The sequence below is a fragment of the Micromonospora sp. NPDC007230 genome, assembly GCF_042869115.1.
Taxonomy (GTDB): Bacteria; Actinomycetota; Actinomycetes; order Mycobacteriales; family Micromonosporaceae; genus Micromonospora.
On sequence record NZ_JBIAFE010000037.1, the window covers coordinates 39778 to 51054 of the forward strand.

At 75.9% G+C, this 11277-nt stretch carries 8 protein-coding genes, 1 rRNA gene and 1 pseudogene; 2 read left to right on the top strand and 8 right to left on the bottom strand.

The window, feature by feature from the left end:
* Nucleotides 1–45 precede the first annotated feature (45 nt).
* The 5 genes from ACFYML_RS33500 to ACFYML_RS33520 form a co-directional block, all read right to left on the bottom strand.
* Nucleotides 46–3786: a S8 family serine peptidase gene (locus ACFYML_RS33500; protein WP_387424453.1), complete on the bottom strand. Its 3741-nt coding sequence runs from the start codon at nt 3784–3786 to the stop codon at nt 46–48.
* Nucleotides 3787–4396: 610 nt separating this feature from the next.
* Nucleotides 4397–5281 carry an NAD kinase gene (locus ACFYML_RS33505; RefSeq protein ID WP_073833321.1) on the bottom strand — a complete coding sequence of 295 codons (885 nt, stop codon included), beginning with the start codon at nt 5279–5281 and terminating at the stop codon, nt 4397–4399.
* Nucleotides 5278–6138, bottom strand: a complete 861-nt coding sequence (locus tag ACFYML_RS33510) for a TlyA family RNA methyltransferase (protein WP_387281248.1) — start codon at nt 6136–6138, stop codon at nt 5278–5280. The genes ACFYML_RS33505 and ACFYML_RS33510 overlap by 4 nt, the downstream gene beginning before the upstream one ends.
* A 23-nt stretch (nt 6139–6161) precedes the next feature.
* Entirely contained in the window at nt 6162–6374 is a 213-nt protein-coding gene (locus ACFYML_RS33515; RefSeq protein WP_387281247.1) for a hypothetical protein, read from the bottom strand.
* On the bottom strand, nt 6371–6895 hold the full coding sequence (locus tag ACFYML_RS33520) for a hypothetical protein (RefSeq protein WP_387424454.1): 525 nt from the start codon (nt 6893–6895) through the stop codon (nt 6371–6373). The genes ACFYML_RS33515 and ACFYML_RS33520 overlap by 4 nt, the downstream gene beginning before the upstream one ends.
* A 113-nt stretch (nt 6896–7008) precedes the next feature.
* On the opposite strand from ACFYML_RS33520, the gene ACFYML_RS33525 reads away from it, so the two are divergent.
* Nucleotides 7009–7344, top strand: a complete 336-nt coding sequence (locus tag ACFYML_RS33525; RefSeq protein WP_387281245.1) for an alkyl sulfatase C-terminal domain-containing protein — start codon at nt 7009–7011, stop codon at nt 7342–7344.
* Nucleotides 7345–7372: 28 nt separating this feature from the next.
* On the opposite strand, the gene ACFYML_RS33530 is transcribed toward ACFYML_RS33525, so the two are convergent.
* Together ACFYML_RS33530 and ACFYML_RS33535 are read right to left on the bottom strand one after the other, a co-directional pair.
* Nucleotides 7373–8392: an HAD-IIA family hydrolase gene (locus ACFYML_RS33530; protein WP_387424455.1), complete on the bottom strand. Its 1020-nt coding sequence runs from the start codon at nt 8390–8392 to the stop codon at nt 7373–7375.
* 446 nt (nt 8393–8838) lie between these two features.
* A pseudogene (locus tag ACFYML_RS33535) lies at nt 8839–9546 on the bottom strand (hypothetical protein); the annotation flags it as partial.
* Between ACFYML_RS33535 and ACFYML_RS33540 the strand changes: the two are divergent.
* Nucleotides 9523–11103, top strand: a complete 1581-nt coding sequence (locus ACFYML_RS33540; RefSeq protein WP_387424456.1) for a hypothetical protein — start codon at nt 9523–9525, stop codon at nt 11101–11103. The pseudogene ACFYML_RS33535 and the gene ACFYML_RS33540 sit on opposite strands and share 24 nt — an antisense overlap.
* Before the next feature lie 92 nt (nt 11104–11195).
* Here the strand turns inward: ACFYML_RS33540 and rrf are convergent.
* Nucleotides 11196–11277: ribosomal RNA gene (gene rrf / locus ACFYML_RS33545) — 5S ribosomal RNA — on the bottom strand; the annotation flags it as partial.

Here is an 11277-nt window from a genome sequence, read left to right on the forward strand (position 1 = left end):
GGCGACGGGGCGGGACGGCCGGTAGCCGCCCCGCCCCGTCCCCCGTCAGCGCAGCCCGTACGCGTCGAGCACGGTCTGGTCGACGCTGTTGCCAGCACGGTCATCGGCGTGCACCCGCAACGACACCGTGCCGTGCCCGGCCGGCACCATCGCGGTGAACCGAGTGCCCGAGCCGTGGACCGGCACCGACTGCCAGGTCCGCCCGGCGTCGAAGGACACCTCGACCCGCATCCCGACGCCCGTCGGCGCCGGCACGCCGGCCGGCTGGCGCACGGTCAGCCCGAGCTGGTGCGGTCGGCCGCCGGGCACCTCGCCGCGCAGGTCGGCGGGGACCTGGTAGTCCACCTGCAGCAGCGGCAGCGGCTCGGCGGCGTCCCCGGCCGGCCGGGCCGAGGTGAACTGCCACGCCGTGTCGGTACGCGTGGCCCAGCGCCACTCCTCGGAGGACCGCTCGGTGCTGAGGTCCAGCCGGTAGCGGGCCGCACCCGGGGTGGTCGGCACCGGTGCCCAGCCGCTGGAAAGGTCGGCGAGCTGCTCCCCGTCCCGGCTCAGCCGGGCCTGCACCCTGTCCCACTCCTCGCTGAACCGGGCCGCGCCGTAGTGGCCGTCCGCGTCGACGAACTCGGCCACCCGCAGGTTCAGGGTGTCGCCGGTACGCGCGGGCACCGGCACCCCGCCGCCCGCCGGCACGGCCGGCCGGACCACCGCGCCGTGCCAGGTCTCGGTGACCCGGTCGTCGGCGGCGTACCGGCGGGGCGGCTGGACGAGCCCGCCGACCAGCGGGCCCCAGTCGGACCAGGGAAGCCGGTGCAGCACCCGCTGCTGCCACCAGGAGTCCCCGGCGCTGACGAACTCCTGCCGCACGGTGCCGGTACGCACCATCCGCTGGTCGTCGTTCCACGAGTACTGCTGCCAGGGACGCCACCCGAACCGCTGCTCGCTGGCCCAGTCGAATCCGCCGGTGTCGGCGTAGCGGGCGGTCACCTCGGCGGTGTTGTCCGCAGTGACCCGGTGCAGGATCCGATCCGGGACCCGCCCCTGCGACACCTGCCACACGTCGTACAGGTAGGGGCTGTCCACGGTCAGCGTCACGTCCAGGGTGGCCCGGCCGCTCTTCGCCGCCGCGATCATCGGCTGCCCGTCGTCGTACGCGACCACCAGCGACGGAATCGGCAGCCGGTCCCCGTCCGGACGCCAGACCGTCCACGCGCTTTCGTCCGCCACGCGGACGATGAGCACCATCGCGGCGCCGGCCGCCGTGGCATCGGCGATCTGGTCCCCCTCGGCACGGTCGTAGCTACCGGCGATCAGCGCGGCCGCACCTCGGACCCCGGCCCGGGCCAGTTCGGCGGCGCTGCCGTCACCCGCCCAGACCAGCGGCAGCTTCCGCCGGCCGGCCGGGGCCGGCGACCGGCCCAGCAGGTTGATGTCCAGCGGACCGGAGACGTTGCTGACCTGGGCGTCCACCATGGGCGCGACGAGCTGCCAGCGGGAGGCGAACTCGAACTCGCCCTGGCGCACCGGCCGGGTCGGCGTGACGTTCACCTGCTGGACCGTGCTGAACGTCATCACGCCGTGGTCGACCTGCCGGCCGTTGCCGAAGACGCGGTGCTCGTAGAAGCTGAGCGTGTCCCGCTGCTCGCTGGGCTTCGGCGTCTCGATGCGCACCGGCGTGCCCTTGCGCGGGTCGAGCACCAGGGTCAGGTCCCGGTCGACGGTCAGCTCGGGATCGGTGACCAGGGTGAGCTGCTCGTCCAGCGGGACGCCGTGCTCGATCAGCCCCTGCAGCAGGTACGGGCCCTCCTCGACCTGCACCTGCCACTGCATCCCGCGGAAGAGGTAGCCGAGCCGGTCGGACTCCCGGTGCTCGCCGAACAGGGTCACCACCGATGCGCCGCCCGGCTGCCCCTGCATGTCCAGCGCCTTGATGGTGACGGTGTGCAGCGGGCCGCTGAGGGTCAGGCCGATGGCGGTCCGCACCGCGACACCGTCCGCACCGGTCGCCACCAGCCACCCGCCGTACACCCCGCGGTCCAGCTTCGCCGGGTCGGCGTGCAGCGGGACGTTCACGCTGCCGCCGGCCGGCACGGTCACCTCCGCGCCGTCGAGCGACACCCCGTCGGGCTCGGTCGCACCGGTGTCCAGGTTGCGCAGCTGCAGCGCCAGCCGCAGGGTCTGCGCCGCGCCGGTGCCGTTGGTGTACGTCACGGTCCGCTCCACCGCCGCGCCGCCGGTGGCGATCCGGCCGAAGTCGGCGGTGGCTGAGCCGTACACCCGCTGGCTCAGCGCGCGGGCCACGTCGACCCGGCCGCCGCCCTGCTCGAAGACGGTCAGCGCGGGGTTCGCCTTCGTCGTGCTGACCAGCGCGTCCTTGAGCTTCCCGGCGGTCCAGTCCGGGTGTTCCTGGGCGAGGATCGCCGCCGCGCCGGCGACGTGCGGGGTCGCCATCGACGTCCCCGACGCCCGCGTGTACGCGTCGTCCACCGGCGTACCCATGGCGGTGCCGGCGGCGCGGGCGGCGACGATGCCGACGCCCGGGGCGGTGATCTCCGGCTTCAGGCCGTTGTCGCCCAGACGCGGACCACGGCTGGAGAAGTCGGCCAGGTTGTCGTCGCGGTCCACCGCGCCGACGGTGAGCGCCGCGGCGGCCGCGCCCGGCGTCCCGACCGTGCCCGCCTCGCCCTCGTTCCCGGCGGCGATCACGAAAAGCGCGCCGGTCTCGGCGGTGAGGTCGTTGACCGCCTGGCTCATCGGGTCGGTGCCGTCGGTGGCCGGGCCGCCGAGGCTCATGCTGATCACCTTCGCGCCGGAGTGGGCGGCCCACTCCATGCCCGCGATGATCCCCGAGTCGTAGCCGCTGCCGCCGTCGTCGAGCACCTTGCCGATCAGCAGCTTCGCGCCGGGCGCGACGCCCTTGCGCAGCCCGTCGGACGCGGCGCCGCTGCCGGCGATGGTGGCCGCCACGTGGGTGCCGTGGCCGTGCCCGTCACGGGCGCTGCCGCCGCCGGTGAAGTCCTGCGTCTCGGCGATCCGGCCGGCCAGGTCGGGGTGGGTGGCGTCGACTCCGGTGTCGAGGACCGCGACCCGGACGCCCGCGCCGTCCCGGCCGGCCGCCCACGCGGCCGGGGCCCCGATCTGCGGCACGCTGTGCTCCAGCGCCGGGTGGACCCGCCCGTCCAGCCAGACCCGGGCGATGCCGGCGCCGAGCCGGACCGGCCCGTTCGCGGCGGTCCGCGCGGCCGGCGCGACCTTCAGCGTGCTCCACAGCTGGCCGAGGTCGCCCTTGGCGACGCGCAGCGCCGCGCCGTTGATGCTCTCGAGCGGCCGGGCGGCGGTGGCCCCGGACAGCGGTCGGAGCCGGCCGGCGGCCGGCTCCTGGTAGCGGACGATCAGCGGCAGTGCGCCCTGCGCGGCGTCGCCGTACCCCTCGGCGACCAGCTTCTGCACGTCGAACAGGTCGGCGTCGAGCACCCCGGCGGAGACGTACGGCACGACATCGCTGGGCAGGACGCGCAGCCCACCGTCGGCCGACACGGTCTGGAAGGTGATCCGCTCGCGGCCGGGGCCGGGCTGGACGGTGGCGGCGACCCGGCCGGGGGCCGCCTGGGCCAACTCGACCCGGTCGCCGGTGATGAGGGTAATGCGGGCGGGCGCGGCGCCCGGGATGGACGCGGCCGGTGCCGGGGCGGTGGTCCGGGCGGGCGGGTCGGCGGACGCCGGTGCGGCGAACCCGACCACCAGCGCGCCGACCGCGCCGGCGGCGAGCCAGCGTGGGGGCCAGTGCATGCGATGCGCTCCTCTACTCCGAGGGCCGGTCCCAGGAGACCGACCGCTCGGAGTCTGCGACGGAGATCATCGGAAGGTCACTAGCTGCGGCCTGCCGCATCGGCGACATGTCGCCAGGTGGACAACGGCCGGCCGGGGTCGGACCGCCGGATGGCCGGCGGGTTGCCGATCGGGGACCGTATGGCTGATGGCCGGGGTGCCGGACGAGCGCTTCGCCGCTCGGCTCGTGAGCCGTCGCTTCCTCCGGCGACGGCTCGCCGATCCACCGACCTGATCGGGGTCGACACCCGATCGGGTCCGGCTCAACCGGTCCGCCCGCCGCGGCCGGCCCGCGACTCCTCCGGCACCCCGACCGCCGCGGTCCCGACCACCCCCTGGCCAGGCCCACGGCCGCCGGGCCGCGCGTCCGGGCGGACACGGGCCTACCGCCCCGCCCGGACTCCACCTCAGCGCAGCCCGTACGCCCCGATGACCGCCCACTCGACGGTCGCTGCCGGCCCCGGCGGCGGCACACCGCCGTCGGGGTAGGCCCCTACGGTAACCCGTTGGCGACGCGGCACGGGTACGCCGACCGGACGATGCCGGTGCGCCCCGACCGCTGAGCCCGCACTCAGCGGCGGCTGCCCCGCCAGCCCTGCACCGGCAGGTCGAACTTGGCGACCAGCCGGTCGGTGAACGGCCGCGCCTTGAGCCGGACGATGCGCACCGGCAGCGCACCCCGGCGCACGGTGACCCGGGCTCCCGGGGGCAGGTCGTACACCCGCCGACCGTCGCAGCAGAGCACCGCGAGGGTGGTGAACGGGTCCACCGTGATCGCGAAGGTGGACGTCGGCGCGGTCACCAGGGGGCGGCTGAACAGCGCGTGCGCGCTGATCGGCACCAGCAGCAACGCCTCCACCTCCGGCCAGACCACCGGGCCACCACCGGAGAACGCGTACGCGGTGGAGCCGGTCGGGGTCGCGCAGACCACGCCGTCGCAGCCGTACCGGGACAGCGGCCGGCCGTCCACGTCGACCAGCAGCTCCAGCATCTGGGCCCGCTCGCCCTTCTCCACGCTGATCTCGTTCAGCGCCCACGACTCGATGGTCGGGCCGCCGTCGAACTCCGCGGTCACGTCCAGGGTGAGCCGTTCGTCCACGGTGTAGTTGCGCCCGACCACGTCGCGTACCGCGCTGTCCAGGTCGTCGATCTCCGCCTCGGCGAGGAAGCCGACCTTGCCGAGGTTGATGCCGAGCAGCGGCGCCTTCGCCGGTCGGGCCAGCTCGGCGGCGCGCAGGAAGGTGCCGTCCCCGCCCAGCGCGAAGACGATCTCGGCGCCCTCGGCGGCCTCCAGTCCGGTCACCGGCACCACGCCGGGCAGGTCCAGATCGTCGGCCTCCTCGGCCACCACCCGCACCTCGAAGCCGGCCGCGATGAGGTCCGCCGCCACCGCCCGGGCGTGCTCGGTGCTGCGCCGACGCCCGGTGTGCGTCACCAGCAGAGCGGTTCGGCTCACCCGGACACCTCCTCCGTCGTGGGCTCCGGCGCGTCGGCCGGAGGCGGGAAGCCCTGCGGGCCGGCGGCCACCACCGCGCGGACCCGCTCGGGGTCCGCGGCGGGCGCGTCCCGGCGTAACCATACGAAGAACTCGACGTTGCCGCTCGGCCCCGGCAGCGGACTCGCCGCGACGCCGGCCAGCCCCAGGCCGAGCTGCGCCGCCGCGGCGGCCACGTCGAGCACCGCCTCCGCACGCAACTCCGGGTCGCGGACCACGCCACCGGCGCCGACCCGCTCCTTGCCGACCTCGAACTGCGGCTTGACCATCAGCGCCAGGTCACCGGCGGGGGTGGTGCAGCCGGCCAACGCCGGCAGCACCAGCCGCAGGCTGATGAACGACAGGTCCGCCACCGTCAGGTCGACCTCGCCGCCGACGGCCTCCGGCGTGAGGGTACGGACGTTGGTGCGCTCGAGCACGCGCACCCGGTCGTCGTTCCGCAGCGACCAGGCCAGCTGCCCGTACCCGACGTCGACCGCCACCACCTCGGCGGCGCCGGCGCGCAGCAGCACGTCGGTGAAGCCGCCGGTGGATGCGCCGGCGTCCAGGCAGCGCCGGCCGGCGACGGTCAGCCCGTCCCGGCCGAACGCGGCGAGCGCCCCGGCCAGCTTGTGGCCGCCGCGGGAGACGTACTCGGCGGTGGGATCGGCACCGGTGACCAGCAGCGGGTCGGCGGGGTCGACCATCGCGGCAGGCTTGCGGGCCGGCACCCCCCGCAGCTGGACGCGGCCGGCCTCCACCAGCGCGGCGGCCTGCTCGCGGGAGCGGGCCAGGCCGCGGCGGACGAGTTCGGCATCCAGCCGGGTACGACGTGCCATGGGTGGTTCTTCTCCGCCTCTCCTCAGGCCTGGTCGATGCTGGCCAGGGTCTCGCGCAGCGTCTCGTACGCCGCCTCGTACTGGGCGATCTGGTCCGCCGGGGAGAGCGCCTCGGCGTTGATCATGGCGTGCACCGCGGCGTCCACCGCCGGGTGCCGGGCATCCCCCACGTCCTCGACGGGGGCGGGCGCCGGCCGTGCCCCCGGCGGTGGCCCGGGGCGGTACGGGGCGGTCACGACGCGGCACCGCCGGTCTGCTTGCGGCCGGCCGCCTTCTTCGCCGGCCTGACCGGCGCCTCCTCGGCCGAGGTACGCGACACCGTCGCGGCCGGCTTCTTCGCGATCGCCTTCTTCGCCACGGCCTTCTTCGCCACCGCCTTGCCGGGGGTGGGCGCCGGCCGGTCCGGCGGGGCGGAAACCGGGGCCGCGGCGGTCGGTTCGGCCGGGGTCGGGGCGGTCCTCGCCTCGCGCAGCTGCCGTTCCAGCTCGTGCACCCGGCGGGTCAGCTCGGCGACCTCGTCGGCGGTGGCCAGCCCGACCGCGCCCAGCGCCCGGTCCACCTCGAAGCGGATCAGCTTGGTCAGCGCCTCCCGGTTCGCCAGGCCGGTGGAGACCAGCTCCTCGGCGAGCGCCTGGAGCTGGGCGGCGGTGGCGCCGCCCTGGCCGACCGCGCGTCGCACGGTGTCCTGGGCCTTCTTCCGGGGCGCCTCCGTCAGGCCCATGGCCAGCTCGAGATAGGCGCGCCACGCGTCCTGCATGCCTGAGTCCTTCCACGGGGCGGGGTGTGCAGGTGTTCACGCTACCGGGCACCCCGGACGTCCCCTTGCGGTACGGTGCCGGGGAGAACGGCGTGGCGTGGTGAGGAGACGATGTGGCCAGCGTGGACGAGTGCCGGCAGGCGTTGCAGGAGCTGGCTGCCCGGCTGAACGGCCACGCGGAGGCGCAGGAGCGGATCGACCTGGACCGCACCCTGGTGTGCCGGATCACCGACCTGGACACGGCGTTCCACGGCAAGCTGGAGGGCGGCCGGCTGGTCGACCTGACCGAAGGCGACGACCCGAAGGCGAAGATCGCGTTGAACGCCACCAGCGACGACCTGGTCGCGCTGGTGCACGGCCAGCTCGACCTCGCCAAGGCGCTCGCCGCCCGGCGGGTGTCCATCAAGGCGAACCCGTTCGACCTGATGAAGCTCCGCAAGCTGCTCTGACCCAAGCGGACCCGGCCGCCCGGGGAGGTCAGTCGGGCCGGCCCAGCGCGGCGAGGGCCTCCGCCGCCGCCGGGGACGCGGGCCGCACCCGCGGGCCGACGCCCGTCGACCACGCCACCGCGCAGAGCGCGGCGAGCGCGTCGAGCGGGCGTCCCGCGCCGTCCAGGATCAGCCCGCCGTCGGCCACCTTCACCGACCAGCTGCCACCGTCCGGCGCGCCCGGCACCCCGACCACCGCCGCCGGGTTGAAGAGCCCGGCCAGGTCGACGGAGACGTACGCCGGTCGGCGCTCCTCCGGGGCGGCCAGCAGCTCGGGCAGGCCGCTGACGCCGGTGAGCACCAGCAGGCTGTCCAGCCCGGCCCGGCGGGCACCCTCGATGTCGGTGTCCAGCCGGTCGCCGACCACCAGGGTCCGCCCCTCGCCGGCGCGCCGGGCGGCGGTGGCGAAGAGCGCCGGTTCCGGCTTGCCCACCACCACGTCCGGGTCCCGGCCCAGGGCGGTACGCAGCACCGCCACCAGGGAACCGTTGCCCGGTAACGGGCCACGCGGGCTGGGCAGCGTCCGGTCGGTGTTCGTCGCGTACCAGGGCGCCCCGGCCCGGACCGCCAGGGACGCCTCGGCCAGGTCGACCCACCCGACCTGCGGGCCGTAGCCCTGGGCCACGGCGGCCGGCTCCTCGTCGGCCGTCGCCACCGGACGCAGGCCGACGGCACGCAGCTCCGCACGCAGCGCCTCCGCCCCGACGACCAGCACCGGTGCGCCGGCCGGCAGCCGGTCGCGCAGCAGTTCGGCGGTCGCGGCGGCGGAGGTGAGCACCTCCTCCGGCCGGGCCGGCACGCCCATGCCGGTGAGCAGGTCGGCCACCTCACTGGAGCGGCGCGAGGCGTTGTTCGTCGCGTACGCCACCGCCCGGCCCTCGGCGTGCAGCCGAGCGACCGCCTCGACCGCGCCGGGGATCGGCCGGTCGATCAGGTAGATCACCCCGTCCAGGTCGAAGACGACCAGGGTGTACCCGTCGACCAGCCGTTCCCCGACGCTTTCGGTCACCGGCGGTCCGCCTCCGCGCTGCGGTCCGTCTCGGCGGGCGCCTCCGCCGTACCGCCCGCCTCGGCGGAACGGGCCGGCGAGCCCTCGCCAGGTCCGTCAGCCGGGTCGGCCGTCGTGGCATCCCCGGTCGCCGTGTCGGCGGCGAGCGACCGGGCCGTGGCGTCGGTCAGCTCGTCGTCGCCGAGGTCGGCGGCGTTGCGGTCGCGGTAACCGGCGGACTCGCCCTCGAGGTCCGCGCCGTCGAGGTCCCCGCCGCGCAGCCGCGCGTCGCTGTCGAGGTCGTCGTCGTCCAGGTCGTCGTCCTCGTCGTCGGCGATGTCGTCCCGGTCGCCACCGGCGGCGTCCTCGTCCGCGTCACCGTCGAGGTCGTCGTCCTCGTCGAACTCGTCGTCCTCGTCCTCGTCGAACTCGTCGTCCTCGTCGTCGTCGAGGTCGTCCGCGTCGTCGTCCCGGCGGTCCAGTGCGTCCTCGGCGGAGCCGCCGCTGAGGTCGGCGTCCGGCTGGGCCGGCACGCCGCCCGGAGCACCCGGTCCGGCCGCGAACTCCTCGTCGTCCTCGTCGTCGCCCTCGATGATCACGCCGTCGAGCTCCAGCAGCCGCTCCGCGGCGTCGGTCTCGCCCTCGGCGTCCACGTCGGCGGCCCGGGAGAACCATTCCCGTGCCTCCTCGCGGCGGCCCACGGCGAGCAGCGCGTCCGCGTAGGCGTAGCGCAGCCGCCCGGCCCACGCCTCGGTCGAGTCGGTGGTCAGCTCGCGCACCTGGAGCATCGCCACGGCCGCGTCCTTCTGCCCGAGGTCACCCCGCGCCCCGGCGGCCACGATCAGCAGCTCGATCGCGACGGCCTGGTCGAGCTTCTCCCGGTCCGCGCCACGGAACAGGTCGATCGCCCGCTCCGGGCGGCCCAGCGCCCGCTCGCAGTCGGCCAGCACCGCCAGGTGGCTCTGCAGTCCGGTCATCCGGTGGTACGTGCGCAGCTCGGCGATGGCGGTCTGCCACTCCCCGGCGTGGTAGGCGGCCAGCCCGACCGCCTCCCGCACCGCCGCGATCCGCGAGGCGAGCCGGCGGGCCGCCATGGCGTGCGCCAGCGCCTCCGCCGGGTCGTCGTCGATCAGCTGGCCGGTCGCGACCAGGTGCCGGGCGACGGTCTCCGCCACCGGCTTGGCCAGCGACAGGAGCTCGGCCCGGACGGTGGAGTCGAGGTCGCCGGCGACCACCTCGTCCGGCAGCGCCGGCTCCGCCGCCCGCTCGCCCGTACGTCCCTCGGCGCGCTCGAACCGGTCGTCCCGCCGTTCCCGCTGCGGCCCGTAGCCGCCCTGCCGGCCGTCGTCCCGGCGCGGCCGGTCGCCGCCGTAGCCCCGGCGCTCCCCGTCCCGCTCGGTACGCTCCCGGCCGCCCCGGAAACCGCCCTCGCGGTTGTCCTCGCGACGGAACCCACCCTCGCGCTCCTCGCGGCGGTCGCCCCGGTAGCCGCCCTCCCGGCGCTCCCCGCCCCGGAAACCGCCCTCGCGGCGGTCGCCACGGAAGCCGCCCTCGCGCGGCGCCCCACCGTCACGGCGGAAGCCCTCACGGCGCTCGCCGTCCCGGATGCCGCCCTCGCGGTCGCCGCCGCGGAAGCCGCCCTCGCGGCGCTCGCCACCACGGAAGCCGCCCTCACGGCGCTCGCCACCACGGAAGCCGCCCTCACGGCGCTCGCCACCACGGAAGCCGCCCTCACGGCGCTCGCCGCCACGGAAGCCACCTTCGCGGTCGCCGCCGCGGAAGCCGCCCTCACGGCGCTCGCCACCACGGAAGCCACCCTCGCGGTCGCCACCGCGGAAGCCGCCCTCACGGTCGCCACCGCGGAAGCCGCCCTCACGGCGCTCGCCACCGCGGAAGCCACCCTCACGGTCGCCACCACGGAAACCGCCCTCACGGCGCTCGCCACCGCGGAAGCCACCCTCACGGTCGCCACCACGGAAACCGCCCTCACGGCGCTCGCCACCACGGAAGCCACCTTCGCGGTCGCCACCACGGAAGCCGCCCTCGCGGCGCTCCCCGCCGCGGAAGCCGCCCTCACGGCGCTCCCCGCCGCGGAAGCCACCCTCACGGTCGCCACCACGGAAACCGCCCTCACGGCGCTCGCCACCACGGAAACCACCTTCACGGCGCTCGCCACCACGGAAGCCGCCCTCACGGCGCTCCCCGCCACGGAGACCGCCCTCACGGTCCCCGCCACGGAAACCGCCCTCGCGCGGCGCTCCGCCGTCCCGGCGGAAGCCCCCCTCGCGGCGGTCACCGCCGCGCGGGCCACCGTCATGGTCATCCCGACGGTCGCCACCGCGGAGGCCGCCCTGGCGGTCATCGCGGCGCAAGCCGGTACTCCGGTCGTCGCGGCGGAAGCCCTCGCGACGCTCACCGCCACGGAAGCCGCCCTCACGGTCACCGCTGCGGAAGCCACCCTCGCGGCGCTCACCGCCGCGGAAGCCGCCCTCACGGTCGTCACGGCGGGAACCGCCCTCGCGCTGGCCGCTGCGGAAGCCGCCGTCGCGGGAACCCGACTGGGAGCCACCCTCGCGGCGGTCACCGCCGTAGCCGCCGCGCGAGCCGCCCGAGCGGTCGTCGCGGCTGCCCCGGTACGAGGGACGGTCGTCGCGGCGGGCGTCATCGCGCCCCTGCCCACGCTCGGCGCGGTCCTCGTAACGACGGGGGCGATCTCCGCCGTGCGGTCCTGAACTCACAGGTACATCCTTCCTGAGTGCGTCGCCAAGGACGCTAACGCAGTCGAGGGCCGACCCTGCTGGGGCGCCCCTCGACTGGAATGTTTGTCCGGCGGTGTCCTACTCTCCCACACCCTCCCGAGTGCAGTACCATCGGCGCTGGAGGGCTTAGCTTCCGGGTTCGGAATG